24 protein-coding genes and 1 tRNA gene are annotated in these 26,395 nt (G+C 67.0%); 9 read left to right on the top strand and 16 right to left on the bottom strand.

From position 1 onward, the window contains the following. Positions 1-66: 66 nt before the first annotated feature. Positions 67-1,626, bottom strand: coding sequence for a LuxR C-terminal-related transcriptional regulator (locus tag AB0E63_RS16035; protein ID WP_360366016.1), 1,560 nt, complete (start codon positions 1,624-1,626; stop codon positions 67-69). 127 nt (positions 1,627-1,753) lie between these two features. Here AB0E63_RS16035 and AB0E63_RS16030 point away from each other — a divergent pair, with 127 nt between their 5' ends. After that, positions 1,754-2,365 carry a M23 family metallopeptidase gene (locus tag AB0E63_RS16030; RefSeq protein ID WP_360366014.1) on the top strand — a complete coding sequence of 204 codons (612 nt, stop codon included), beginning with the start codon at positions 1,754-1,756 and terminating at the stop codon, positions 2,363-2,365. Here the strand turns inward: AB0E63_RS16030 and AB0E63_RS16025 are convergent. The 4 genes from AB0E63_RS16025 to AB0E63_RS16010 form a co-directional block, all read right to left on the bottom strand. Next, positions 2,352-3,152 (bottom strand): DUF916 domain-containing protein, encoded by an 801-nt coding sequence (locus AB0E63_RS16025; protein ID WP_360366013.1) that lies wholly within the window; start codon positions 3,150-3,152, stop codon positions 2,352-2,354. The two genes, AB0E63_RS16030 and AB0E63_RS16025, sit on opposite strands and share 14 nt — an antisense overlap. Beyond that, entirely contained in the window at positions 3,149-3,280 is a 132-nt protein-coding gene (locus AB0E63_RS16020) for a hypothetical protein (protein ID WP_360366011.1), read from the bottom strand. The genes AB0E63_RS16025 and AB0E63_RS16020 overlap by 4 nt, the downstream gene beginning before the upstream one ends. A gap of 50 nt (positions 3,281-3,330) precedes the next feature. Continuing rightward, positions 3,331-4,875, bottom strand: coding sequence for a metallophosphoesterase family protein (locus AB0E63_RS16015; protein ID WP_360366009.1), 1,545 nt, complete (start codon positions 4,873-4,875; stop codon positions 3,331-3,333). A gap of 102 nt (positions 4,876-4,977) precedes the next feature. After that, the gene (locus AB0E63_RS16010; RefSeq protein WP_360366008.1) at positions 4,978-6,171 is read right to left on the bottom strand and encodes a HupE/UreJ family protein; all 1,194 of its coding nucleotides are present in this window, start codon (positions 6,169-6,171) and stop codon (positions 4,978-4,980) included. A gap of 134 nt (positions 6,172-6,305) precedes the next feature. On the opposite strand from AB0E63_RS16010, the gene AB0E63_RS16005 reads away from it, so the two are divergent. Then, positions 6,306-6,962 carry a hypothetical protein gene (locus tag AB0E63_RS16005; RefSeq protein ID WP_360366006.1) on the top strand — a complete coding sequence of 219 codons (657 nt, stop codon included), beginning with the start codon at positions 6,306-6,308 and terminating at the stop codon, positions 6,960-6,962. 3 nt (positions 6,963-6,965) lie between these two features. Here the strand turns inward: AB0E63_RS16005 and AB0E63_RS16000 are convergent, their stop codons facing one another. Both AB0E63_RS16000 and AB0E63_RS15995 read right to left on the bottom strand, forming a co-directional pair. Next, positions 6,966-7,604 (bottom strand): response regulator transcription factor, encoded by a 639-nt coding sequence (locus AB0E63_RS16000; RefSeq protein WP_360366004.1) that lies wholly within the window; start codon positions 7,602-7,604, stop codon positions 6,966-6,968. Next, complete coding sequence (locus tag AB0E63_RS15995; protein ID WP_360366002.1) at positions 7,601-8,257, bottom strand: sensor histidine kinase; 657 nt, start codon at positions 8,255-8,257, stop codon at positions 7,601-7,603. The genes AB0E63_RS16000 and AB0E63_RS15995 overlap by 4 nt, the downstream gene beginning before the upstream one ends. A 311-nt stretch (positions 8,258-8,568) precedes the next feature. Between AB0E63_RS15995 and AB0E63_RS15990 the strand changes: the two genes are divergently transcribed. Beyond that, positions 8,569-9,198, top strand: a complete 630-nt coding sequence (locus tag AB0E63_RS15990; protein WP_360366000.1) for a hypothetical protein — start codon at positions 8,569-8,571, stop codon at positions 9,196-9,198. 108 nt (positions 9,199-9,306) lie between these two features. Here the strand turns inward: AB0E63_RS15990 and AB0E63_RS15985 are convergent, their stop codons facing one another. From AB0E63_RS15985 to AB0E63_RS15975, 3 genes are all read right to left on the bottom strand, one after another. Continuing rightward, complete coding sequence (locus AB0E63_RS15985; RefSeq protein WP_360365998.1) at positions 9,307-10,509, bottom strand: epoxide hydrolase family protein; 1,203 nt, start codon at positions 10,507-10,509, stop codon at positions 9,307-9,309. Between the two features lie 600 nt (positions 10,510-11,109). After that, on the bottom strand, positions 11,110-12,693 hold the full coding sequence (locus AB0E63_RS15980) for a hypothetical protein (protein ID WP_360365996.1): 1,584 nt from the start codon (positions 12,691-12,693) through the stop codon (positions 11,110-11,112). Positions 12,694-12,765: 72 nt separating this feature from the next. Continuing rightward, positions 12,766-12,924, bottom strand: coding sequence for a hypothetical protein (locus tag AB0E63_RS15975; RefSeq protein WP_360365994.1), 159 nt, complete (start codon positions 12,922-12,924; stop codon positions 12,766-12,768). A gap of 720 nt (positions 12,925-13,644) precedes the next feature. Here AB0E63_RS15975 and AB0E63_RS15970 point away from each other — a divergent pair. Both AB0E63_RS15970 and AB0E63_RS15965 read left to right on the top strand, forming a co-directional pair. Then, on the top strand, positions 13,645-15,003 hold the full coding sequence (locus tag AB0E63_RS15970; protein ID WP_360365992.1) for a tyrosine-type recombinase/integrase: 1,359 nt from the start codon (positions 13,645-13,647) through the stop codon (positions 15,001-15,003). Positions 15,004-15,326: 323 nt separating this feature from the next. Then, entirely contained in the window at positions 15,327-15,782 is a 456-nt protein-coding gene (locus AB0E63_RS15965) for a hypothetical protein (protein ID WP_360365990.1), read from the top strand. 244 nt (positions 15,783-16,026) lie between these two features. Here the strand turns inward: AB0E63_RS15965 and AB0E63_RS15960 are convergent. Further along, positions 16,027-16,100, bottom strand: a tRNA-Met gene (locus tag AB0E63_RS15960). A gap of 148 nt (positions 16,101-16,248) precedes the next feature. On the opposite strand from AB0E63_RS15960, the gene AB0E63_RS15955 reads away from it, so the two are divergent. Together AB0E63_RS15955 and AB0E63_RS15950 are read left to right on the top strand one after the other, a co-directional pair. After that, on the top strand, positions 16,249-17,214 hold the full coding sequence (locus AB0E63_RS15955; RefSeq protein ID WP_360365988.1) for a GNAT family N-acetyltransferase: 966 nt from the start codon (positions 16,249-16,251) through the stop codon (positions 17,212-17,214). A 118-nt stretch (positions 17,215-17,332) separates the two neighbouring features. Continuing rightward, a complete protein-coding gene (locus tag AB0E63_RS15950) occupies positions 17,333-17,917 on the top strand; it encodes a hypothetical protein (RefSeq protein ID WP_360365986.1) in 585 nt (194 codons plus the stop codon). Positions 17,918-18,016: 99 nt separating this feature from the next. Here AB0E63_RS15950 and AB0E63_RS15945 read toward each other — a convergent pair whose 3' ends face one another. The 5 genes from AB0E63_RS15945 to AB0E63_RS15925 are packed head-to-tail and all read right to left on the bottom strand — an operon-like array spanning position 18,017 to position 23,534. Continuing rightward, a complete protein-coding gene (locus AB0E63_RS15945; protein WP_360365985.1) occupies positions 18,017-21,001 on the bottom strand; it encodes a UPF0182 family protein in 2,985 nt (994 codons plus the stop codon). Then, positions 20,994-21,614: a PPA1309 family protein gene (locus AB0E63_RS15940; protein WP_360365983.1), complete on the bottom strand. Its 621-nt coding sequence runs from the start codon at positions 21,612-21,614 to the stop codon at positions 20,994-20,996. Before AB0E63_RS15940 ends, AB0E63_RS15945 begins: the two co-directional genes overlap by 8 nt. 43 nt (positions 21,615-21,657) lie before the next feature. Continuing rightward, positions 21,658-22,695 carry a PDZ domain-containing protein gene (locus tag AB0E63_RS15935; RefSeq protein ID WP_360365982.1) on the bottom strand — a complete coding sequence of 346 codons (1,038 nt, stop codon included), beginning with the start codon at positions 22,693-22,695 and terminating at the stop codon, positions 21,658-21,660. Next, positions 22,692-23,078 (bottom strand): hypothetical protein, encoded by a 387-nt coding sequence (locus AB0E63_RS15930; RefSeq protein WP_360365980.1) that lies wholly within the window; start codon positions 23,076-23,078, stop codon positions 22,692-22,694. Before AB0E63_RS15930 ends, AB0E63_RS15935 begins: the two co-directional genes overlap by 4 nt. 30 nt (positions 23,079-23,108) lie before the next feature. Beyond that, positions 23,109-23,534 (bottom strand): molybdenum cofactor biosynthesis protein MoaE, encoded by a 426-nt coding sequence (locus tag AB0E63_RS15925; protein ID WP_360365979.1) that lies wholly within the window; start codon positions 23,532-23,534, stop codon positions 23,109-23,111. Positions 23,535-23,878: 344 nt separating this feature from the next. Here AB0E63_RS15925 and AB0E63_RS15920 point away from each other — a divergent pair, with 344 nt between their 5' ends. Further along, positions 23,879-25,156 (top strand): zinc-dependent metalloprotease, encoded by a 1,278-nt coding sequence (locus tag AB0E63_RS15920; RefSeq protein ID WP_360365977.1) that lies wholly within the window; start codon positions 23,879-23,881, stop codon positions 25,154-25,156. Between the two features lie 74 nt (positions 25,157-25,230). Then, complete coding sequence (locus AB0E63_RS15915) at positions 25,231-25,791, top strand: NUDIX domain-containing protein (protein WP_360365975.1); 561 nt, start codon at positions 25,231-25,233, stop codon at positions 25,789-25,791. The last annotated feature ends 604 nt before the right edge of the window (positions 25,792-26,395 follow it).

Below are 26,395 nucleotides of genomic sequence, written 5' to 3'. Positions count from 1 at the left end.
GGAATTCCGGCCCTGGTGCCGCGTCGGGGAAATCACCCAACCGCGGGCGCTGGGTGAATGGGTACGTCAGACCAGCTTGTGCTCGAAGCCGTACGCCGTCGCCGCGGACCGGGACGAGACGCCCAGCTTGGTGAAGATGTTGCTCACGTGCCGGTCGACCGTCCGTTCACTCAGCACCAACTGGGCCGCGATCGCTCGGTTCGTGGCCCCGGTGGCGACGAGCCGTAGTACTTCGATCTCGCGGGGTGAGAGCAGCCGGTCCGTGGGCTCGGTGTACGCACCCAGCTTCTCGAAGATCACCCGCGCGGTGGTGGTTTCCCGGTCCGCGGATTCGTCGTCGCCGAGCGCACGGCACGCGTCCGCGATCAGCAGCCGGGTGCGCCCCTCCTGGTACGGCGCTCGCAGCTCAACCCACTTCCGGAGCGCCGACCGCGCGGGTGTCAACGCGGCATCCGGCCGGTGATCGGCGAGCAGGACCATGGCCTGCGCCTGCGCACTCGACGCCTGTACCAGCGTGGTCCGGCACTTGTCCGCGAGGGCGCGCAGCCCCGAGGCTGCGTCGTCGGCCGACTCGGTGTCACCCACCGCCAGCAGGATCTCCGTCGCGGCCAGGTGCAGCTCCACGCGTTTCGCGTCGTCCTGTGCTTCGGCCAGCCGACGCTTGATCATCGCCGCAGCTGCCTGAGTGCTGCCTTGCGCAAGCCGCAACATGGCCAGCCCGGGCTGCGGGTCGTACCCGAGTTCGCTCGCCTCGGCGAAGCTCTCTTCGGCCGAGTCGAACCGTCCCTGCAGCCGGTCGAGCTCCCCGCGCACGTACGCCGCACATCCCGATGCCCACGCGTCGACATCCGCTGGGCTGACCGCGGCCAGGTCGGCCCGGGCGTCGGTCCAGGCGCCACGCAGTTGCTTGAGCTCTGCCCGCCGTACCTTGCACTCGCCGGTGAAGTTGCCCAGGTCCGGCTGGGAGTCGCACCAACGCGCCATCGCGGCGGTCCACTCCTCGGCGCGCCGCATCTCGTACGCCGTCCAGCAGCCGAGGATCGCGCCGCAGTACACGATCCCGGTCACCATCGGCGAGAGCGAACCCGACGACAGCTCGACCATGGCCTCGTCGAGCTTCGCCAAGCCCTCGGGCACCAGTCCGGCCTCGAGAAGGAACAGCCCCTGCTGGTGCAGCGCCAGCCCGACCAGATCCTTGCTGCCGAGCCGATGTCCGGCTGCCACCGCCTCAGCACTGATCGCTACCGACTGCTCCGGGCTGGCCGCGGCGAAGGCCTGACCCATCCGCAAGAAGGCGGCCGGCACCGAGTCCGTCCCGTCCTCCTCGACCAGCCGGGCCGCCCGGGCCAGCCAGCCACCGGCAATCGCCACCTCGCCGACGAACATCCGCTGCATCCCGGTCCACTGCGCCGCCGCGGCCGCACCGAGCAGATCACCTCGCTGGAGCAGCTCGTCGTACGCCCGCTCCCGGATGGCGTGATAGTCCTCCATCCGCCCCAACAACATGGCGACGACGGCGTACCGGTCGAGGTCGTCGGCAGTCAGACCATCGGCAGCGCTGAACAACTCATATGCCCGCCCCCAGGCCCGCGCCTCATAAGCCTCTCTAGCTTCAACAACCCCCATCCGACCAGTATCAGCCCCGTTTCGACCGCCATGCTCGATCTGGGTCCGGTAAGACTTTGGGCATGACTCAGCGACTAACCCTTGCCTCGCTCAACACACGGGGCATCCCGCTGGTCGGGTCACGACTGTGGGCGAGAGGTACACAGCGATCGCCGACGCCTTGCGGCAGCGACGGACCGGCTCCGGCCGTCGGCTGTCCGTCATCCACCTGGTGTTCTGGACTCTCGTCGCACTGACCGTCCTGCCGGGTACGTACGACGTACTGCGTGCGGACTTCGGCAACGCCTATCCGATCTTCGTCGCCGGCATGATCGTGCTACCGGCAGCTGCGATCCTGACGGTGCTGGCCCCTGGCGACGGCGTGATCACGGCAGCCACCGGCACGCTCCGGGACGAGCCCGTCGGAACCGTTGACCTCGACCACCCGGAGGGCAACCAGCTGGTCGTCGACATCGGCGACGGCAGGTACGTCGTACTCGCCCATCTGCGGCAGAACAGCTTGCAGGTCTCGGTCGGCGACCGGGTGCGCGCTGGTCAGCCCATCGCTCAGGTCGGCAACTCAGGCAACACCGACGAACCACACCTGCACCTGCAGATCCAGAACCGGCCCCAGCTCGACGCCAGCGAGTTCGACCCGGGCCTGACCACGTCCGCGGTCCTCCTCCGGAACACCAGCGTCAACAACCAGTTCCACCCGCAGACCGCTCTCCGCAGAGGAGACCACTTCAGGTCCGCTTGACCAATCGATACGCACCAAAGACGAGCACAGCAAGAACGACCAGGAGCACTAGCAGCATCCAGGGAAATGTCCAGGTGTGTGTGGTGGTCGTGATGGTGTCCAGCGTTCCGGTCGAGCCGGCCGCGTCCATGAGCAGTGGGAGAAGAGTGACCTTGCCGGTCAGCCGGAGTATCGGGGTGACGCCGTGGACCGTCGTACTGACTTTCCAGGTCTCCCCCGGCAGCAGCTGAGGTGTGTCAGCGGCCGTGTTCGCGTCGGCAGCCTTGAAGAGGGCTGACACGGCGGTCGTCGGCCTGGCCGCGAGGATGGTGTTGCCGGTGTTGCGGACTGTGTAGGTCAGGGTGGCGTCACCCTTGCCGGAGTAGCGCAGGTGCGCGTCGTCGACCGACATGCTCGGCTTGAGCTCACCACTCACTTGGATACGGATGCGAATGGCGAGCCTGTGGTTCGTCAGCGAGGTGATGATGCCGCCCATGTGGTCGCCCGGCGTCGCATCCGCTGGAACGGTGAGAGTGAACGGCACTTGGATGGACTTCCCCGGTGGGACAGTCACTTGACCCTGCGCAGTGCGAACCCAGGTCCCCACACTTGTCGACTTGTCGTCGTTGGTGAGGAGGTCGAGCTTGCCGGCATCGGTGGTGAACCCATCCGCGGCGTACACGGCCAAGGTGAGCGGCGTCTTGCCACTGTTGGCGACGACGAGACCGTCCTCGACCTGGCCGCCAGGGTTCACGGTGTAGCTGTAGTTCGGCCGGTCCGCGCCGAAGCTGTTGGCCGCGGTGCTCACCGTCCAGGGAACGTCGTCGTCAGCTCTGGGGTGCCGCCACTGGCGACCACGGTGAGCGCTACCAACAATGCCGCGAGTACTCCGCGCATGTCGTCGTACGTTCCCTTCTCTCGTGCAAGTTCTCTCATGCAAGGCAGGGGGCGGGCGCCTCCTGACGCCCACCCCCTTGATCAGGTGATCAGCTCACATCGGTGAGCGTCGTGACACCCTTCTCGTTCTTGCTGACCGACCAGTCGTGGTGACCCGGGTTCGAGTCCCCGTGACCGTGGGCGTTGTACGGACGGATGGTGACCTTGTCGACCAGCGAGCCGACCGGCTTGGCCGGGCTGGCGCCGCTGTTCGGGCCGCACCAGGACACGTTGCCGCGCTCGACCGCCGCGTTCGGAGCGGCACACGTGCCACTGCGGACGTTCTCGACCACAAGCTTGTCGTTGCGTACCTCGACCTTGACGTAGGTACGGACGTGCTCCTGGTTCTCGACCGAGTTGGCCCAGTGGTTCTTCGGGTTCAGCGGGTCCGGACCGTAGTTCGGGTCCTTGGTGGTGTCCGGAGCGGTCAGGTCGTAGTACTTCGAACCGGACGCGGAGTCGGCCGTCACGTAGATGACGCCGCCCGGCCCCTGCACCACCTGAGCCGCACCCGGCTCCTCGGCCGGGTTCGCCTTCTTGCCGTTCTTGATCACGTAGCTGCGCGAGTAGCTGTGGTCGTGACCCTGCAGCACCAGGTCGACACCGAGCTTCGAGAACGCGGTCGGGAAGTCCTGCCGGCGCTGCTGGTTGTCGGCGTCGTTGGCGTGGTCGGCCGGCGAGTAGATCGAGTGGTGGTACACGAGCACGGTGTACTTCGCCTTGGCACCGTGCGCCTTGATCACCTTGGACACGTAGTCGATGTGCGCCGCGTCCGCGTTGTTGGCGTAGGCGTTGCTGTTCAGGTCGATGAACAGCACGTCCTTGTAGAGGTACCAGTAGTCGCCGCCGGACTCCGTGCTCGGGTTGCCGCGGTAGAAGCCGGCCGAGCGGTCGGTGTTCGGGGTCCAGAAGTGCTGTTCGTAGGCCTTGCCGCCGACGTCGTGGTTACCGATGGTCGCGGCCCACGGGTACTGCCGGAGCTTGTCGGGCGCCAGGAACGCGTCCCACTGCGCCTCGGTGTTCGCGGACTCGACCTGGTCACCACCCGAGACCAGCAGTTCGGCCTTCGGGTTCGCGGCGAGCGCGACGTTCAGGGTGTCCAGCCAGCCGGCACCGTCCTTCGCGACGTCGCCGGACGAACCGATCTGCGGGTCGCCGAAGAACAGGAAGTTGAAGTTGCCGTCGAAGTCCTGCGTCTTGAACGAGTACGTCGGCGACCAACTGCCCGCCGTACCGACGCGGTAAGAGTACGACGTGTGCTCACGCAGACCGTCGATCGTCGCGTGGCCGTTGAAACCGCCGTTCACGCTGTTCGCCGCGACCGTGGCCGGGAAGGTGGTCGCGTTCCACGGGAAGTTGCCGTGGCTCAGCCGGTTGGTGGGAGCGACCTGCACCACCTGTGCAGAGCCGGCCGGGGCGTACCAGCTGACGACGCGCTGCGACTCCTTCGCGCCGACTCCGAGAACGATGCCGGTAGGGGTTGCGCTGGCGGCGGCCTGGGCGACGCCCACGCCTCCGAACGCGGTGGCGGTACCGACAACCGCCACGGTGACGCACGCGGCCAGACTGGTCCGTGCCCAGTTGATGAGCTTCATCAAGTGTCCGTCCGTTAATGGTGACGAGTTGGGCCTGCAGGCCCATCGGAGAATCTCCACCCGCGTGGTGGAGTAGAAGTGAACGCCGGTTTACCGATCGCGCTAGAGCCGCTGTACGAACCACACCAGTCCGGCGACCGTCACTCCGGCGGCGATCACCCCGGTGACCCACAGCGCTACGGACGGTGCTTTCCGCCTGAGCAGCATGAGCAGTGGGAAGGTGATCGCGATGAGAGTGAGCTGCACGGTCTCGATGCCCACGTTGAACACGAGCAGAGACCACAGCAGGGTCCACGACCAGGCCTGCTGGATCCCGAGCGCACCGGCGAAGCCGACACCGTGCACGAGGCCGAAACAGAACACGACCCCCAGTCGGGTCCAGCCGGCCCGGTCCAGGCTCACATGACTTCGACTGCTCGTCGCGAGGTCCGTTGCGAGCCGTCCGCGCCGCCAGATCCGCCACAGGTGCCAGCAGGCGACGACCGCGATCGAGAGCGCGATGACCGGCTCGATGAACGACGGTGACACGTGCACGACGCCAAGCGCCGCAAGGATGAAGGTGACCGAGTGGGCGAGGGTGAAGGTCGTTGCCGCCAGCACTATCTCGCGCAGCCGGCGCGACCCCGCGATGAGCGCGAGCAGGAACAGGATGTGGTCGAGACCGGTGAGCAGATGCTCGGCTCCGAGCCGGAAGAACTCCCAGAACCGCTCGGCGAACGACTGGTGCGTGGAGAACGACGGGTGCTCGGAGTCGAGGGCACTACTGCCCTTCTGCAGGTCGAGGTCGTAGGTGACGATCGTCTTCGTCCCACGCACGTAGGTCTCGCTGTCCGGGAACAGACCACTGCGGACCTCATGGACATCCGCTGCCGGGCATTGGTAGTCGAGCACGAGGAACGCGTATGGGACACCTTCACGCTGCTGGATGGTGATGTCGCCTTGCTGCGTCGCCGTACAGGCATTGCTGCCGGCGGCGATCACGAACCGTTGGGTCACGTACTTCATGACCGAGTCGGAGTGGGCCGCCAGAGCAGCGGACTGCTTTGCCGAGTCTCCGGAGTCGAACGCGGCCGTGCCCACTTTGAACAGTGCGTCGTCCTTCTCGTAATCCGCCGCGGATACGACCAGCAGGTCGTACTCCAGTCCGAGGTCGGCTCGCACGTGTCCCTTCGCCGGCGCGGTCAGGTCGACGTACACAGTGGAGCTGAATCCGTGAGCTTGCGCAGGTACGGCGCTCAGGAGGAGTGCTGTCGCCGCTGCGAAAAGGTATGCGCAACGGCGCACGAGGTCTTGCATGCTGCGCACGCTTCACCCAGTCGGTGAACACCTGTGGGATCGCGGGCGAACGCTGGGCGTACCGGCGCTGTGGACCGTGACGCATCAGGTATGAAGGGGACGACCTGCCCACCTTCGCCGAAGGATCACCTCCCTTGCTCGTGCGACTTCGGTCGGCCTGCGTTCTCGCGATCGTCCTCGCGCTCGCCGGCTGCGACTCGACCGACGACTGGTCCCGCCCCCGCGCGGAGCCAACCCCCGTCGGCACCCTCGGGCCGGGTTTCGTCGACCCCGCCGCGCCACCCACCCCCGAGGCGACCATCACGCCGAGCCCCGGCTCCTGGGACGGAGTCCACCCAGCCAAGGGCTACCGGGTTGTCTTGCTGACTGCCGGAGACGACCCGCAGACGAAGACCTTGGTGACCGCGGTGCGGGACTGGGCGTCCACGGAGAAGGTGAGCCTCAAGACCGTTGAGGCACCAAGCGATTACCTCGCCAAGATCGCCGAGGCCATCAATCTCAAGCCCGATCTGATCATCAGCGCCGGCAATGCCCTGGTCGACCCGTTGTCCCTGGTGACCGCCAGCCACTTGGACCAGCACTTCCTTGTCATCGGCGCCGAACTGGCCGAGCCCACCACCAACGTCACCGCGGCCACCTGGCCCGGCGCCTCCTACCGCGGCGAAGGCCTAGGCACCTCCACCGCCTACGACCCCAACTCCTTTACCCTGGCTCGAGCTGCAGCCGCGCTGCGCGCCGGAGCCGCGAGCGTGCTGAGTGGACACACCGGGATCGTGGTCTGGTTGCACTAGCCGTCAGCACAGGCCGGCGTCGCGGGCGCGGACGATGGCTTGGGCTCGATCTGCCACGCCGAGCTTGGCGAAGATGTTCGTGATGTGGTTGCGGACGGTCTTGTCCGACACCACCAGGCGGCGCGCGATCTCGGTGTTGGAGCGGCCGAGCCCGATCAGCGTCAGCACTTCGACCTCCCGGTCGGTGAGCATCGGGAACGGCCCGGTCCGCGTGGTCTTGCGATCCGCGGTGAGCCGGCCGAGCACCAGCCCGGCCACGTCCGCACCGAAGACGATTTCGCCGTCGGCCACCGCGCGTACGGCGTCCAGGATGCGATCGCCGGACGCACCTTTCACCAGGTAGCCGCGAGCACCCGCGTGCAGGGCCGACTGCACCGACTCCTCGTCGTCGAGCATGGTGAGCACGAGTACGGCGACGTCCGGTACCTCGGCGGTGAGACGCCGGGTCGCAGCGATGCCGCCAGTGCCAGCCATGTGCAGGTCCATCAGGACGACGTCGGGTCGCAGTTCCGCGGCCAGTGCGATCGTGGTGTCCCCATCGGGAGCTTCGGCAACGACATCGATGCCCGGCTCCTCGGTCAGTACGCCGACCAGACCGCGACGGAACACCGGGTGGTCGTCGGCGACCAGTACGCGGATCACGACGTACTCGCGTGGTACGGCAGAGATACTCCTACCTCCGTGCCGGCGCCGGGGCGGAAGGTCACCGTGCAGACACCGCCAAGCTCCTCGGCGCGTTCCCGCATCGAGATCAGGCCGGTCCCGACTGAGCGCGGTGGTTCGCCGCTGCCGTCGTCGGTGATCCGGAGCACCAGCAGTTGGCCGTCGTACCGTACGTCGACCTCGCAGGTGGTCGCGTGCGCATGCCTGAGCGTGTTGGTCATCGCCTCGGTCGCGATCCGGTACGCCGCGACCTCGAGTGCCGACGGGAGCTCGGCTGCTCCGTCATCGTCGGCGACAGTGACTACGAGGCGGCCACCGGACCGTTCGGTGAGCAGATCGGCCCGGTGACGGAGGGCGCCGGTCAGTCCGGCGTCCAGTGCGGGCGGACGGAGGTCCGCGACGATCCGGCGTACCTCGTCGATGCAGTCCGCGGCATCGCTGCGCAGTTCCTGCAGCAGGGACGACGCCCCGCCCGGGTCGCGACGGGCCACCCGGCCGGCCGTCTCGAGACCGAGGGTGATGCCGGCCAGTGCCGGTCCGACACCGTCGTGCAGATCCCGCCGGATCCGGCGTCGCTCCTCCTCCCGCGACGACACGATGCGCTCGCGGGACCGGCGTAACTCCCTCGTCACCCGGACTCCGTGCGCCGCGACGCCGGCTTGGCGGGCGAAAGCCTCGAGCAATCGGCGATCGGATCGCGACCAAAGATCACCACGCGCTCGCGACTCATCCGCAACGCCCGATCTGTACGACGCTTTCGGCAAGGACTGCCCGACCTTCCACATTGCATACCTCGAGCTCGGCAAGGCGTCCCAACACATCGACGTCCTGCTCCTCTCGGACCCGTCAATCACGCGAGCTCCCGTATCTCACCCGCGCGGGGCGTAGCAAGCGTGTTCACGAACCACACAGGGCATCATTTCGCCTGAACACGTTGCGCCATATGACTGTCAGCACGCGAATCATCACAGTCCCCGCCGACCGACCCGCCTTGTATCACGGCGGCGCGTTTGCCACTCCTCCAAGTGAAGGGGTCGGAGGCATCGTGGAGAGCAAGCAGACCGAGATGACGGTGAATCACTCGCGCCCGGCAGCTGAGCCCCACACCCTGTTCTGGGGCATGGGATCGGGGACAATCGCCGTTGGCGTCTTCACCATCGTGCGGGGCGTCGGCCGCGTCCTCGACTCCATGGAGTTGCCGAATCAATTCGAGGGAACTGGCCCGGAGGCCACTGCCGACGCTGCCAGCACCGTTAGCTGGGGTGCGGTCATTCTCACAGTGGGCGCGTATCTGTGGCGCGCAGGGAGACGGAGTGGCCTCCGCGATCGGGCTGGACGGGTCCTCATCATCGCCGGCTACGTGCTGATCGGCATTGCGATGAGCGAGTCGATCCACCTCGCGGTCGGCATCTGGGCAGTGACAACCGATGCACAGGGAGACGCTCTGACCTCCACCATCATCAAGACGTTCCTCGGGTGGGGCGTGCCAGGTGCCATCCTCGTCAAGGTCGGATGCTCCCGGCGGCTGGCCAACGAGGAGATCATCATGACGGTCGAGGGCAGAGTCTCCTGAGCAACCGACAGACATCGCATCCCAGAGACGAGACGAAGGCCCGGAACTGATGGTCCGGGCCTTCTTTGTGTCGGGGAGATCCGTCGTGCGGCTCCGACGTTGCGTCGTTTAGCGCAGTGGCCTGAATGCGGCTCGCACCTCGGCGGCGAAGATCTCTGGCTCCTCCCAGGCGGCGAAGTGGCCGCCCCGGTCGACCTCGTTGAAGTAGGCGAGGCCGGGGTAGACCGTCTCGGCCCAGCTGCGCGGGGCGGCCCAGATCTCGCCGGGGAACGTCGAGAAGCCGACGGGGACCCGGACCGGCGGAGGAGCCTCGCCGGACGCACCGGCCGCGGCCAGGAACCGTCCGAACTCCCAGTACCACCGAGCGGCCGAGGCGCCGGTGCCCGTCAGCCAATACAGCGTGATGTTGTCGACGATGCTATCCCGGGTGAGATTGCCGACGGGTTCGCCGTCGACGAACGCGCGGGAGATCTTGTAGTAGCTGTCCGTGTCATGGTCGAGCATCCAGGCCGCCAGCCCGACGGGTGAGTCCAGCAGGGAGTACCCAATAGTCTGCGGTCGGGTGGACTGCTCCAGGAAGTAGCCGAAGCCATCGTGGGTGAACGTCGCGAGCGCCTCGTGCGCCGCGCGCTCCTCCTTGGATTCCTTGGGCAGTAGATCGACGATGCCCAACGCCGTCGCGAGCAGGTTGACGTGGATCCCGACCAGCCCTTCGGGCGCCTGACGGCCCATCGCGTCCGTGACGGCCGCACCCACGTCGCCGCCCTGGGCGACGTAGCGCGTGTAGCCGAGGCGGTTCATCAGCTCCGCCCACGCTTGGGCGATCCGGCCGTTCTCCCAGCCGAGCTCGGTCGGCTGGCCGGAGAAGCCGTAGCCGGGCAACGACGGCAGCACCAGGTGGAATGCGTCCTCTTCGTTGCCGCCGTGAGCTGTCGGGTCGGTCAGCGGGCCGACAGTGTCGAGCAGTTCGACGACAGAACCGGGCCAGCCATGGGTCATGATCAGCGGCATTGCGTTCTCATGCCGCGACCTGACGTGGATGAAGTGGATGTCGACCCCGTCGATCTCAGTGGTGAACTGAGGTAACGCGTTCAGTCTCGCCTCGCACTTGCGCCAGTCGTACTCGCTGGTCCAGTAGCGGGCGAGCTCCTGCAGCGTCGCCAGCTGCACGCCCTGCGATCGGTCCGGGGCGAGCTCTTTGGTGGGCCAGCGCGTCGCCGTTACCCGCCGGCGCAAGTCGTCGAGCTGCTCCTGCGGAATCTCGATCTGGAACGACGGAATCAGGGTCGTGGTGTCGATGGTGGTGCTCATGACGCCTCCTTGGCGCGGCGACCCGGACAGCACGGATCCAGGCCGCAAAGTGTTGGGGGATCTCGTTCGCGAGACCTGATGCGGTGGGTGACACCACCGACTCTTCTCTTCCCACCCACAGGTCGCGCCCGTCGATTCCCCTGGTTTGCTCCCGGGTCTCCCCGCCGCGGATCATCCCCGGCCGCAAGTGCGTGGCCCCTGAACCAAAACGAAGGCCCGGACCTAATGGTCCGGGCCTTCTTCCGTAGCGGGGGCAGTGTTGCGGGGGCAGGATTTGAACCTGCGACCTCTGGGTTATGAGTAGCCCTGATGGTGTCTCACGGCACGTCAGTAATCTCATCGACCGACCGATACGACCCTGGCTAGCGTCCAACCCGTCTCATGGCTCCCCGTGTGTCCAACCGCGATTGAACTGTCCTGGGTACGTATCTGGGTACGGACACCACAGCCAGAGAGCCCGGCCGCGCGAGTGGCAGCACCCAGCTCGGAGGTTCGGGCTACTCGACGGACTTCGGAAACCACGGCGGGGGGCGTTTGCGAATTGGCGCGCTTCCTTGTTCTGGTGGCTCGCTGCCATCACGAGCAGCTGGCGGGGCGTGGCTAGCGGAAGAACCGCTGTAGTCGGGTGTCCGCGTCGACGCCGCCGTTGACGTGGTCGAACTTGGCGAGCTCCTTACCCGTTTCGGCGTCGAGAATGAGCGTGTACTCGATCTCCCGCGGGAGCGCGAGGTCGTCGGTGGGGACCACGCTCACCATGTAGTACGGCTTGCCGTACTTGAACGCGAGCCGGGCCTCGACGACCTCGCGTAGCGTGACGGTATAGCTGTGGCCGTCTGAGTCGCAGCATCGCTCCTCCTTCCACTTCAGCGGCAGCGCACGGGCGGTGTTGAGCACGTCCTCGCTGGAGATCAGCTCATGACCCGGTGACGGCCTCCAAGCCTGGGTCTCGCCCGTCGATGAGTCGGTCAGGACGATCGCCTTGACGCCACCGGCACGCGATTCGTCGTCGATGATCGTCACCCAGACGGTCAGGTTACGGTCGATTGCCGTCAGATACGGCTGACGATTGTTCTTGCCGTCGTGGATGTCGCCCTCGAACTCGTCCGAGCGTGCTAGCGCCTCTGCCTGCGCGCGCGCAACCGCCTCGGGAAACAGCCTGCCGGTTCGAACCAGGTCGGGACGCGCCGCCGCCTCCTCGGGGGTCAGGTCCTCAAGCGTTCCGTCCTGGTGGTACACGAGGACGCCCTTCATGTAGGGGGTCTTGAAGGGGAAGCCCTTGTATCCGATGTAGGGAGCGATGGCGATCGCCTCGCGGTCGCCGGTCGGCAGGAGGACTGGATACTGGACCCGGCTGAACGGGTGCTTGGCGTACGCCTTCCCCTTGAGCGTGCTCGGTTGGATCCCAGCCACCGCCTCGTCGAACCCGGCGTGGACGATCTCCGCCGGCGCGATCATTTCGTCGAGGCTCTTGACGGCGATTCCGTCCGACTGGCCCCCGAGCCAGCTCGAATGCCACTCGCCGGTCCACAGCAGCTCACCGGTCTCGGGGTCGCGGACGAGGTGGACCTCCTTCGCCTCGCGAAAGGCGGGGTTGTCGTCGATCCCCGATCGGGGCAGCAGCCGCGGCTGGGTCTGCTGCGGAAGTCGATCGACGACGACGTAATCGATGTCGTCGAGGTCGATCGTCGGCGGCGAGATAAGCGTGAACCAGAGGCCACACGCGAGCACGACGAGCCCGGCGAGGAGGCCCCAGCCGAACGCGAAATCGAAGCCCGAGCGCCGGACCGGAGGAGTGGGTGCAGGCGCCTCGGTCTCGCCCGGCTCCGAGGCGGCGACGTCGACTCCGGGTGCGACGGCATCCTGTACTCGACGTCGTCTGGCACCTCCGGCGCGGGACCCGGATCTGGTCTCAGCGTCGACGACCGCGTCCCGAGCGGGGCGCTGAGGCTGCTGGCCTTCCCCGTCCCCGGGCGGCGACGCGGCGAGCGCCGGGCCGCCGACGCCCGTCAGCGCGCGGACGGTGCCGATCAATGTCCCGACCACCAGCACAGCGAGCAGCGGCAGCCAGGAGAGCATCGGGTGCTGCCAGACGAAGAGCGAGAACAAGTGCCAGACGCCGGTGTAGATCAGCCCCGTGATGACGAGCATCGCGGCGATCGCGAGGAGTATGCGACGAATGCTCACCAATTCCCCCGCAGCGCCCGTCGAACAGGCACGACACACGCTGCCCGGTAACTCTAGATACAACGACCGCGACTACGCAACTGCAGCGGCCGGCGTCCGCTCGATTCCGACGCCGTCGCGCTCGAACCGCAGCGCCCCGTCCTCGAGCTCGGCGCGACCGATGAACCAGAGGTCGCGCGGATAGCTCTGCAGGACGCGGCCCGCGGCGACGAAGGCGATGCCCTCTACCAACCGCCAGTCCTCATAGGCAGAGCTCTGACTCTGCTCGGAGAGTTCTGCATGGACTGCTACATGGCGCCGGCGACCCGCTACCTGACTGACACTTCGTCGCGTCTTCGACCTGGTCAATGCGCCAACCGCCGTCCGCGACCGCACCCCTACCGCCGTCATGCTGAGCCGACCTCCTTGATCCCGAACGAACGTACGTGCCGAGAAGGTCCTTAGCGAGAGCCTTCGACCACATTGGACGCGCGACGTCAGGCCGTCGTTCCTGTCGACTGATAGACGGAAGCCGGGCTTCTGGCCTATGTGCGGGGTACGAACCTGCGTAGGCATAGGCCGACAGATTTACAGACTGGGCCAAGACCCGCCGTGACGTGCAAGGTCAGGGTTCGGTTGGCGCAATTGACAGGCAATCGACACAGGAAGCTCAGTTCGGCGATTCAGCGGCTACATCGGCAGATCAGAGCGCACGTACGACTGCGTCCATGCCATGGATTCGCCGGATACCGAGGTCAGGTCACTCGCCCGTCATCTGTATCCACTGACGTCCACTCTGCTCCACCCCAGCGCGTAGTCGTTGCCTCCCGCTAGCGGACCGCTCTGTCAACGGCGGGTGAATCTGGACCCCGTGGCGGCGGGGTGCCTCACCGCTTGCCAGCGTGAGAAGGTCCATAAATGCCTTGGCTAATTGGCCGGCCCGCTGTAGGTGGCCGCCTTGGAGCGTGCGGCATGAGCAAGCGTCGCAAGATCCCCGGCATCACCGTTGACCAACGCGGCACCAAGTGGGCGTACCGGATCGAGCTTGAACGCCACCCAGTCACCGGTGAACGGCAGCGCGCCTTCCAGGGCGGATTCGACACCGAAGAAGAGGCCTGGCGAGCAGCAATCGAAGCCAAAAAGCGGGTGGAGACCGGTCGCTCAGCCACGGCAAAGAGAATCCGAGTCCGCGACTTCTTCAGCCAGTGGCTAACGACGAACGAGGACCACTTCAAGGACACAACGACGCAGAACTACCGCGACAACATCGACGCCTACATCAATCCTCTGCTCGGCTCGCGATGGCTCGCAGACATCACCGTTCCGACCCTCAACGCGTTCTACAAGCACCTCCGCGAGAACGGCCGCAAGAAGGGCGACGCAAACTACCGGATGAACGCGTACTGGCTCGCCCACAGGAGCGAGAGGGACGGCGCCGGCCCACTCCCACGAGACATCGCCACGGCGTGCGGGACCAAGTTGGACGCAGCACGCGAGGCAGTCCGCCGGTACAAGAGGGGCAGAGTCCCCGTGGACTACTCACCGGGCCTCAGCGTCAAGTCGGTCCGGAATGTGCATGTCGTTGTACAGCTCGCACTGCGGGACGCCGTCCTGTGGGACTACCTCCACACCAACCCAGCCAAGCACGCGGTCCTGCCACGAGAGCGTGGCAGGAGGGCCTCGCAACGCAAGCGCGCGATCTGGACACCCGAACAGCTCGGAGCCTTTCTCCGGGTCGCATTCCAGGACCGCTACAGCGGAATGTGGGTACTCGCGGCAACCACCGGGATGCGGCGCTCCGAGCTGGCCGGTGTCGAGCGAGCAATGATCGACCTGGACAACGGAACCCTCACCATCGAAGACACCCGAGTTGTCGTCGCTGGCAAGGCTCAGGCGTCAGATGGCAAGTCGGAAGCGGGACGGCGGGAGATCTCGCTCGACACCTTCACGGTCCGCCACCTCAGCAGCTACATCACCCGCATAGACGAAGAGCGAGAGGCGCACGGCAAGAGCTACCCGAACCACGACTACCTGATGACCGGACCAGAAGGCCGGCCGCTCCACCCGGACACCATCACCGCTCGGTTCAACCGCCTGGTCGACAAAGCGGGGGTGCCACGGATTCGGCTGCACGACGTGCGGCACACCTACGCCACGATCTCCCAGGACGCAGGGCACAACGTGAAGACCCTCAGCGAGCGCATCGGCCACGCGGACGTGTCAGTGACGGCGAAGATCTACACCCACAAGTCGCGGGGTACGGACCGCGACATGGCACAGGCGATGGGCGAGCTGATCGAGCTGGCAGCCAAGGGCGGGCAACTCGATTAACTTTACGAAGGTCCGGACCCGCTGGTCCGGGCCTTCTTCGTCGCATGTTTCGATTCGCGTTCGTGAGAGCCGGTGACAGACTGGTCGCAATCGGCAACTGATCGCTGCGGTCTGTCGGGTCTGGCCACTGCCGGAAGCGGCCATGACCTGACGACAATGCGGTGACAACGCGGTGACAACGCGACGATACGCACGCTGTGCGTGGAGTCGCTCGCCCTGACGGTGCAGGCTCCTAGAAGGCGACCATTAGAGGGGGCATTATGCAGCGGCGCGTTCCCCAACCTTCCCACCGCGGCGCGGTCTACCTTGCGCTACTTGTTTCGTTGACCGTCAGCGTGCTCGTGGCTCGCCCGGCCGCAGCCCAGACCACCGACTTCAGCGCCGAGATCAAGGGCCACGCACAGTTGCCCGTCGGGTGTCCAGATGGTGCCCAGTTGTGCGGCGACGCGAGCATCGACGGTTTCGGTGCAGCGCAGTACCGCTTCTTCATTGATTTGCCCCTGCCCACGACGGAGCCGTGCAAGGACTACACGGCGACAGCCAGGTTCACGCTCGCTGATGGCAGCACGCTTACCCTGATCGAGGCCGGCGTGGGGTGCGGCACCGGCAAAACATTCATCAAGGGGAACGGCTACGGAGCCCCACGCCGCGCTAGCGGCAGCTGGGAAGTGCAAGACGCAACCGGACAGTTCGCGGGGATGACCGGTACAGGGGACCTGACCCGCCACTTCGCGGGCGCCCACCTCAGCTCCACCTACACCGGCACCCTCGAAGCCTGAGCGCACGAAGCCGGCGCACAGAGCTCCCATCGATCCCGAGGTCGATCCGCGACACCTCGACACAGCGGCTCTGGGTACGAATCGGGGTACAAATCACATCAATCCGGGTAGGCCCCGCCCGGCGAGCAGATGCTGGGTGGCTCCCGAGCGCTCCATAACGGAGGTCTCAGGGAGGACAAACCCCCAGGTCAGAAGCCAGACAGCAAAACGAAGGCCCGGACCTGATGGTCCGGGCCTTCTTCCGTAGCGGGGGCAGGATTTGAACCTGCGACCTCTGGGTTATGAGCCCAGCGAGCTACCGAGCTGCTCCACCCCGCGTCGTTGTGTCTTTAGTTTAGAGGATCTGGGCTGTGCAACCAAATCGGCTCCCGGTGTGGCTCCGGGACGGCCCGGGGAGGACTCCGCGACGGCTCCGGGACGGTGAAAATCCGTGTCACCGGCGGGGCGAGCGGCGTACCGTCCGAGTATGTCCAGACACGTCATCCGGCCGTTCGAGGAGGCGGATCTGCCCGCGGCCGCCAGTCTGCTTGCGCAGCGACACAAGGAGCACCGCAAGCGCCACCCTCTGCTTCCGGCCGACTATGAGGACGATCAGCTCGCCCTGGTCGAGGTGACCGCCGTGTGGGAGAGCGAGAGCGCCTCCGGTGCGGTGCTGACCGAGGGCGGTGCGGTGACCGGCTATCTGCTGGCCGCACCCAAGCCGTCGCCCGTGTGGGGTCCGAACATCTGGGTGGAGTCCGCCGGCCACGCCGTAAGTGAGCCTGAACACATCCGCGACCTCTACGCCGCCGCAGCCACCAAATGGGTCGACGACGGCCGTATTGCACACTACGTGCTGGTGCCAGACGACGCCGAGCTGATCGACGCGTGGTTCCGGCTGGGGTTCGGCTCGCAGCATGCTCACGCGATCCGGCCTGCGCCGAGTGCGCCGGTCTCTCCGCCATCCGATCTCGTCGTACGCCGTGCGGTCCGCGACGACATCGCCGTACTCGCGGAACTGGACCTGGCACTGCCGCAGCACCAAGGGCTGTCACCGGTGTTCTCTGCCGGGGAGATCCCCAGTCTGGAGGAGGCACTCGCCGACTGGAACGAGTCGATCGACGACCAGGACTATGCGACGTTCGTTGCCGAGTACAACGGTCAGGTGATCGGGTCGTCGATCGGGTGCTCGCTGGAGAAGTCGAGCTCGCACAGTGGCTTGGCCCGACCGGACAACGCCGGCTTCCTCGGGTTTGCCGCCGTACTGCCGTCGGCTCGGGGGCGAGGGGCTGGACGGGCGCTGGGTGAGGCCGTTCTGCAGTGGTCGGCGGACACCGGGTACACGTCCGTGGTGACGGACTGGCGGGTGACGAACCTGCTGTCGTCGCGGGCGTGGCCGAAGCTCGGGTTCCAGCAGACCTTCCATCGGTTGCACCGGCTGATCGGGTACTGAGCGAGCGGTTGTCCACAGGTTCGAATTCGTGGGCCAGGGGACGGGGTGATCGCTGCATCTTCTTGGGCAAGAAGGCGTCTCGCAGCAGGCGAGGCGTCACGGTTCCCAGGAGGCAGCCATGTCGCGTTCGTCCCTTCGTTCCCGAGTCGTGCCGTCGACCCGTCGTATCGTGATCGGGAGCACGGTCGTCCTCGCCTCACTCGGCGCCTTGACGACCACCTCGGCCGCGGCCAGCGAGCCCGGGCCGGGCTCGGGGTTGTCCGTGGCATCTCCATCGACCGAGCAAAGGGCATGCACCTTGGACGGCTTCGTGATCGACCATCTCCCCGAGGGCATCGGTGTGCCGAGCGACTTCGAATACGAGTGGGAGGACGTGAGCTTCCACAGCCGGGTCTGGGAGACCGGCCCGGATCCGGAGGGGGCGTACAGGGTCGATCTGACCGTCAAGACGCTCCGCGGCGAGAAGCTGACCGACCTCGAGGCACTGAAGACGTTCCTGATCGAGTACGAGGAGAAGGACCCGGACAGCTGGGAGCTGACCCCGGTCAAGGTCGGCGGGTACGACGGGCTGTTCACGGGGGACGAGGTGTTCTACTTCGTCTCGCCAGGGGTGGCGGCCGAGGTGACCATCGACCACGACCGCTTCACCGACGAGGACGTCCTCGACACCGCCGCCGGCTTCCGCCCGGAGACCACCACCTGATGCCGTAGGCAACCAGTCGTCCCCGGTGCTGGGGGCAACGGAACGGGGCGGCGACGCCGACTGATGTCGGTGTCGCCGCCCCGGGATCCGGCCTGCGGATCAGCCTGACGGTGAAGTCGGCGGCGTTGACGGCGGTGCCGGCGTGCCGGACGGCGTCGTTGTCGGTGTCCCCGACGGAGTCGGCGTGGTCGGCGTCGGCGTGGCTCCGGCGGACACCGCCCTATCGATCGCCGCCTTCATGTTGTTGACCTGGGTCTGGTACTCGGCCAAGTTGCCCGCCTTCAGGGCCGCCTGGGCCGCCGTGTATGCAGCTTGTGCCTCGGCGAGCGCCTGCTTGACCGTCTGGTTCACCGGGGTGGTCGGCGGCTTCGTACCGCCCGGCTGCTCACCGGTGTCGACGCTGGTGTTGAACACCTTGTTCAACGCTTCGGTCAGCGTGGAGCCGAAGGCGACCCGATCACCGAAGGAGACCAGCACATACCGGAGGACCGGATAACTACCGGGCCCACTGGTCCGGACCGAATACACCGGCTGGACGTAGAGCAGACCACCGCCGAGTGGCAGCGTCAGCAGGTTGCCGAACTGGGCTCTTGCGCCGCTGGTCGGCTGGTTGATCGGCAACAGCGCCGTTCTGATGCCGTCGTCGGTCTGGAACTTGTTGAAGACCTGGCCTGGACCGGGTATCTGCAGGTTCCCCGGCAATCGGAGGATCCGGAACTGGCCGTAGTCCGGCGACGAGGCCTCGGAATCGACGGCCATGAACGCAGTGAGGTTCTCGCGTTCGGCGTTCGGCACGTACACCGACGTCAGGGAGAACTTCGGATCGGTCTGACCGGGCATCCGCAACGAGAGATAGAAGGGAGGTTGTTTGATTTGAGTCGACGAGTCACTGCCGGACGACACCGCGGTGGGGTCGGCCGGAACGCGCCACAGGTCGCTGTTCTGGTACCAGGTGCCGGCATCCGTCACGTGGTACTTGGCCAGCAGGTCGCGCTGGACCTTGAACATGTCCTCCGGGTAGCGCAGGTGGGACATCAGCGCCGGCGAGATGTCCGCGCGCGGCTTCACCGTGTTGGGGAACGCCTTCATCCAGGTCTTCAGCACCGGGTCGCTCTCGTCCCAGGCGTACAGCTCGACCGATCCGTCGTACGCGTTGACGACGGCCTTGACCGAGTTGCGGATGTAGTTGATCTGCTCACTCGGCTGCTGCGCGATGGTCCCGCGGCCGGTGGTGGTGTCCCGGGTGCTGTCGTCCAGGGCGACCTTCTCGGAGTACGGGTAGTTCGCCGAGGTGGTGTAGCCGTCGACGATCCAGACGACCTGGCCGTCGACGATCGCCGGGTACGGGTCGCCGTCCGGCGTCAGCCACGGCGCGGCCTTCTCGACCCGCTCGCGCGGGCTGCGGTCGTAAAGGATCTTCGAGTCGGTGTTCACCCGGCTGGACAGCAGGATGTTCGCGTCCCGGAACTTGGTTCCGTAGAGCAACCGGTTGAAGAAGTTCCCGACCGGGACACCGCCGGTGCCCTGGTAGGTGTTCAGCGTCGGGTCGCCGCCGCTCTTGCCTTCCGGGGTGTCGAGCTCGACCGCCTGGCCACCCTTCGGGCCGCCGACGATCGAATAATCCGGAGACTGCTCGCCGAAGTAGATGCGCGGTTCATAGTCACCCAGCTGGCCGGTGGGAGGCAGATCCTTCTCCGACCACACCGGCGTACCGTCGGCGGCGCGCTGGTTGCCGTTGGCCGCGACGACGCCATAGCCGTGGGTGTAGACGGTGTGGTCGTTGTTCCAGTTGCGCTGACCGGCCGGCAGCCGGTCGATCTGCACCTCGCGGACCGCGATCACGGTGTCGTTGGTCTTGTCGCCGATCTTGTACCGGTCGACATCGAGATCGGTCGGGAAGGAGTAGAAACCACGGACCTGCTGCAACTGCTCGAAGGTCGGGCCGACCACGGTCGGGTCGATCAGCCGGATACCCGGCAGCACCTCGGTGTCCGCGAGCAGCTCCGACGGCTTGGCCGTCGTGGTCGCCGCGTAGTTGATGACCTGGGTCTTCTCCAGGCCGTAGGCCTGCCGCGTCGCCTCGATGTTCTTGGTGATGTACGGCGCCTCGCGCACCGGCTCGCTCGGACGGACGCGCAACTGCTGCAGCGCGGCCGGCCACAGCGCGCCGAGCAGGATCGCCGACAGGATCAGCACGACCGTGCCGACACCGGGCAGCAACCAGGTCCGGCGGACCACGTTGGCGAAGAAGAGGGCGGCACACAGCACCGCGATGACAGCAAGGATCTCCTTGCTCGGCAGGACGGCGTTGTCACCGGTATAAGAGATACCGGTGAACAGCCTGCCGTCCGACGTCGTCAGGCCGAAGCGGTCCAGCCAGTAGCTGAAGGCCTTGAGCAGGACGAGCAGACCGAGCAGCACCGAGAACTGCACCTGCGCCGCGCCGGAGGCCTTCTGCCCCTTCGCGGACGGGCGGAAGCCGCCGTACAGATAGTGGGTGATGATCGCGGCGACCAGCGAGAGCAGCACGATCGAGTAGCCGAAGCCGAGCAGCACGCGCAGCCACGGGTAGTCGAAGACGAAGAACGAGATGTCCTTGTTGAAGTGCTTGTCGGTGACACCGAACGGTGTCCGGTTCCGCCAGGCCAGGAAGACCTTCCACTCCCCCGACGCGGCCGAGCCGCCGAACACCAGCATCAGCGTCGCGACCACGCCGATGGCGATCTTGCCGCGCTGCTGGAGCAGGTCGCCGTACCGCTCGAAGCCCGGGCTGGGCGACGGCGCGAGAGCGACCCGCGGGCGGGTGCGGAAGGCGATCACGATGTTCGCGACGACCGCGGCCGCCATCAGCAGGCCGACCACCAGGAACAGCAGCACCCGGGTCCCGAGCACGGTCCTGAACACGGAACCGAGGTCCACCGAGCGGTACCAGAGCCGCTGAGTCCAGACATCGGTGAAGACGCTGAACAGGATCAGCAGGACGATCAGGGTGGCGATCGTCGGCAGCAAGGCCCGGGGACGTCCGCCGGATGTTCGCCGCGGGCGCCGCGGCTCCTCCGGCATGTCGTAGACGCCGTCACTCATGGTCGTTCTCCTCGTCGTCGCTCATGCCGTCGACCCCAGGACCGCCGCCCGGCCGGCTGCCGAGAGAAGGTTCGAATGTCAAAGACAGTACTTCGCACAGCGTGGGGACCAAGTCGGTGCCGGTCAGTACGGCGCTGTCCTCGTCATGGGAACGCAGCCGGACGGCACCGAACCGATCGCCTTCGCGGAGCACTGCGGCGACCATCCGGACCTCGTGGCGGCGCGGGTCGCTGCCGGCCATCCGGGCGAGTTCGGCGTCTGATTCTACGCTCGACAGACCCGCCTCGGTCGATGCGGGCAGCACGATCCGTTCGATCGCGAGTGCACATCCGGTGACGCCGTCGGGCCATTCGATCTGCGCCAGCGCATCGGCCAGATGTTCGTCCTCGAGGCCGCCGGGCAGCTCGCCCTGGGCAACCGGAGTCAGCGGCTGGGAGGCGTCGTCGGCGCCGAGTTGCGCAGCCAGCTGCGGCTCGGCGCGGAGCAGCTCGTCGGTGGGGACCAGCGCGAACAGCTGCGCGGGCTGGTCCCAGCCCGCGCCGCTCACGTGCTTCTCGATCTCGATCACCGCGCGACTGAGCGCGTCAGGAGGCAGAGTGCCTACGGAGTCCATGCCGGCAGATCTCCCCTTTGGCTGGCCGATGCGTATGGGTGGTTCACGGTGTGCATGCCGGGACATCTCCCTTTCCGCTGGCGAGCGCCGTCAGGGCGCTGATCGCCTCGCTCAGGGTGGTGATCTTCACCAACCGGATGTCCTTCACGCCGGCGTGCAACGCCGCCGCGCAGTTCGGGCCCGGGACCAGGAACACCGTGGCCCCGTCGTTCTTGGCGCCGGCGATCTTCTGCTGGATGCCGCCGATCGCTCCGACCTGGCCGAGCGCGTCGATCGTTCCGGTGCCGGCGACGTGCTTGCCGTCGAGCAGCGGGCCCGGTGTCAGCTTGTCGTAGATGGCCAGCGCGAACGCCGTACCAGCGCTCGGGCCGCCGATGTCCTGGCCGAGGTTGACCGTCACCTTGACCGGCGAGTCGACTCCGATGCTGATACCGACCATCGGGCGGGTGGCCTCGCCGGGTGTCGCCGCGGTCTTCAGTTGCACGGTCTGCTCGGTGCCGCCGCGCCGGATCAGGAAGGTGACGTTCTCGCCGACCTTGTGCTCCCGAACGAGGTCGCCGACCTGTGGGACCTGCGTAACCGCCTGTCCGTCGACGGCCAGCACGATGTCGCCGGCCTTCAGCTTGCCGTCCGCCGGAGTGTCCTTCGCCACCGTCGAGACCTTCGCGTGGAACGGGACCTTCGCCGCCTGCAGAGCGGCCGCGATCGCGCTGTCCTGCGAACCGGTCATCTCGGCGGTGTTCTGCTGCTCGACCTCGTCGGCACTCTGGTCCGGCGGATAGATGATGTCGCGCGGGAACAGGTCGTGGTGCGGGTCGAGCCAGTTCCGCATCGCCTGCGGGAGCGTCAGTTCACGGTCCGGCGAGGTGACCGACACGGTGGTCAGGTCGAGCTGACCGGTCGTCGGGAAGGTCTCGTGACCGGTGATCTCGATGACCGGCTTGTTCTTCGTCGTGCCCAGGGTGTCCTTGACCGGCCCGGGGCTGAACGAGACGAACGGCACCGGGAAGGCGGTGAGCAGGCCGAGCGAGATGACCAGCACGACGATCGAAGTGACCAATGTGGCGGTACGACGTGTCACGAACCCTGCCCTGCGATCTTGGTGGAACCGAACATCTCGGCCGGACCGAGCTTCCTGGCGAGTGCCTGTGCCGGGTCCAACGTCCCAGCACCCGGATCCGTCCCCGATCCGTCGGCGGCCGGAGCGGCCTCGTCGGCGGACTTGTGGATGCCAGCCGCACTCGAAACGATCGCGGTGGTGCGGCGACCGAAGCCGCGGCGGCGTTCCCGAGTGGCGCTGGGGCCGGGTGCGGCGAGCGCTTCATTGAAACGACGGAAGTCCTCGACCGAGGCGAAGGCACCACCGGATCGGCGCGGACCACGGCTCCGCCCGCGCCACGCCGCCCAGCACATCGCCAGCAGCGTGGCGACCAGCGGGAACGCCAGCCACGCCAAAACCCTCATCCGGCCACCTTCATGCGCCCAGCGTACGGGTCAGTGAGCGCCGACCCACTCGCTGGCACCGTCGGTGAAGTGCTGGTGTTTCCAAATCGGGACCTCGGCCTTGAGATCGTCGATCAGCCGGCGGCAGGCGGCGAACGCGACGTCACGGTGCGAGGCGGCCACCGCCACGATCACGGCGGCATCCCCGATCTTCAGGTCTCCGGTCCGGTGGACGGCGGCCAGCGCGGTCACCGCGGGATCGTCGCAGATGCGCTGCGCCACCTTCCGCAGGTGCTCCAGCGCGTCCGGGTGCGCCTCGTAACTGAGCCGATCAACCGGCTTGGCCTGGTCGTGGTTGCGCACCGTGCCAATGAAGAGAGCGGTCCCACCGGCGGTCGGGTCGGCGACAGCAGCCAGCACCTCATCGCTGGACAGCACGTCCTCCCGGATCTCCAGGAGCCTGATCGTGTCGCTCATCCGTCCCTCATTCCCAGCACGCGCCGACTCTCGTCCACCTGCCTCGAACCGTCCCCCATCCACTCGATTCTCCCTCCGATCCCCCTCAAACCGCACATCCCCTCCTCTTTCCGTCCGATTCGACCGTGGATTGCGGCGTGCCCGAAGCTGCTTTGCGTGGCGTGTTGCGCACCCCGCGAGACTGTTGCCTCGCTCACCTACCCCGCGATCTGCGCCGCCTGTGAGCGGGCGGCGGCTCTGCCCGGGGCGAACTGGAACGGTAAAGCGTTCGCCCGGGGAGGAACCGGTGGGTGGAACCAGTACGTTGGAGTTGTACGCCCCACCGCACAGGAAGGCCCACTCCGATGAGCGACGAACCGGACAACCCGTTCAAGGGAACTCCGTTCGAGGCCATGTTCCAGCAGTTCTCCGGTGCGGCCGGCGCGGGCGGCACCCCGGACCTGAACGCGATCTTCGCCCAGGTCCAGCAGCTGCTCAGCGGTTCCACCGACGGCAAGCCGGTGAACTGGGACCTGGCCAAGGACATCGCCCGCAAGACGGTCTCCGCCGCCGGAGACCGCTCCATCACGTCTGCCGACACCGATCGGGTATCGGACGCCGTCCGGCTGGCCGAGCACTGGCTCGACGAGTCGACCACGCTGCCCGAGGTGTCCGCCACCTCCGCGGCCTGGAGCCGGGCCGAATGGGTCGAGAACACGCTGCCCGTGTGGCAGACGATCGTCGACCCGGTCGCCGAGCACGTCGCCGGCGCGATGGGCAATGCCCTCCCAGCCGAGGCTCAGCAGTTCGCCGGTCCCATGGCCGGCATGCTGCGGCAGCTGGGCGGGTCCGTCTTCGGTGCGCAGGTCGGTCAGGCGCTCGGTGAGCTCGCTGGTGAGGTCGTGAGCTCGTCCGACATCGGACTGCCGCTCGGACCGACGGGTCAGGCGATCCTGCTCCCGGACAATGTCGCCAAGTTCGCCGAGGGTCTTGGCGTGACCGACGAGGACGTGCGGCTCTACCTGGCCCTGCGTGAGGTGGCCCACCAGCGCCTGTACGCGGGCGTGCCGTGGCTGAAGCAGCACGTGCTGGCCGCGATCGCCGACTACGCCGCGGGGATCGAGGTGGACACCGGCAAGATCGAGCGTGCGATGGCCGACATCGATCCGCAGAACCCGGAGGCGATGCAAGAGGCACTCGCGGGCGGCCTGTTCGAGCCCGAGGACTCGGAGCAGCAGAAGGCAGCGCTGGTCCGGCTCGAGACCGCCCTTGCGCTGGTCGAGGGCTGGGTGGACGACGTCGTACGGCAAGCCACCAAGGACCGGATGCCGTCCGCCGTCCAGCTTTCCGAGACGGTACGACGGCGCCGTGCGGCCGGCGGTCCGGCGGAGCAGACGTTCGCCACGCTGGTCGGACTCCAACTGCGACCGCGCCGACTCCGCGACGCGGCGAACCTGTGGGCCGCAGTCCGCGACGCCCGAGGCGTGGAGGGCCGCGACGAGCTGTGGTCGCACCCCGACCTCCTCCCCAGCGCCTCCGACCTGGACGACCCGATCGGCTTCGCCCAACACGCCGGCGAACTTGCCGACATCGACATCACCGACTTCCTCCCCGACGAAGGCCCCGACAACCCCACCAAGTAACTCCGCCACCCACGCCCGCCCAGCCAAACTGCGGGGCGGGCTGTGGGACGCGTCGCATGGTGGAGACTTGGCGGATGCTTCATGGCGATGCGGTAGCGACATTGGAGGGCTGGGCTGCGCCCGATGCTGAGCAAGAGAAGCTGCGCGAGCACTACTTGCGGCATCTGGCACAGCACGCGGACGGTATGTGGCGAAGCAGCCGGCCCGAGCACATCACCGCGAGCGCGCTGCTCGTAGACGCGACGGGCACCCGAGCACTACTCACTCTGCACAAAACAGTCGGCTCCTGGCTCCAACTCGGCGGCCACTGCGAGCCCGGCGACACCACCCTCGCCGGCGCCGCCCTTCGCGAATCCACCGAGGAGTCGGGCCTCGACCACCTGACGATCGACCCAACGCCGCTTCTACTCTCCCGCCACCAAATCCTCGCCGGCGGCTGCGCGGGCACCTTCCACCTGGACGTCCAGTTCCTGGTCACCGCCACGGCAGACACGGAGTACACCGTCAGCGAGGAATCCCACGACCTCGCTTGGTATCCAATCGACGCCCTACCACCCGACACAGACACCACCGTCCAGCAATTGGCGAACAGAGCCCGCCATCACCTCACCACCACTCCTCGCCTAGGCAACTGACGGAGCACCCCACCACGTCATGTCCACTCCCCGGCCGGGTAGCCAACGGAGCACGCGACCACGTTGTGCGTGAAGTACCGAGGCCGCGTGGCGGGATGCGGCGCGCCAGCCGTGTGGACCGGGGTCGCGGGAACCGCGGTCGAGGGCTGATCATCAACCCGGTGTCGCCAGTCGAGGCCGAGCTGTGGGCCGACTGATTCAGCCGGCCCACGTGCCTCTAAGACCCCCGTACTCCCCCGCTCTACCCACAATCCCCCGCCGCACTGCCATCCCCACATGACCAGCCGCACAGCCGATCCCCTCGCACTGCCCATCCCCGTGGAACCCCGTCGTACGGGCGATCCCCGTGAAGCCCCCGCTGTGCTGCCGAACCCCGTGCAATCCACGCTGTATTACCGATCCCCCGTGCAATCCCCGTTGCACTGCCGATCCCCCGTGGGCGCCCGTCGTACTGCTGATCCCCGTGGAACCCCCGTCGTACACGCGATCCCCGTGAAGCCCCCCGCTGCACTACCGATCCCCCGCGCAATCCCCGCTGCACTACCGATCCCCCGTGAAGCCCCGTCGTACTAGCTATCCCCGTGGAACCCCGCTGCGTTGCCCA

It is taken from the genome of Kribbella sp. NPDC026596 (genome assembly GCF_040638415.1).
Lineage (GTDB): Bacteria > Actinomycetota > Actinomycetes > Propionibacteriales > Kribbellaceae > Kribbella.
The sequence above is the reverse complement of the archived record's forward strand: the minus strand, read 5'-3'. Positions and strand labels throughout refer to the sequence as shown.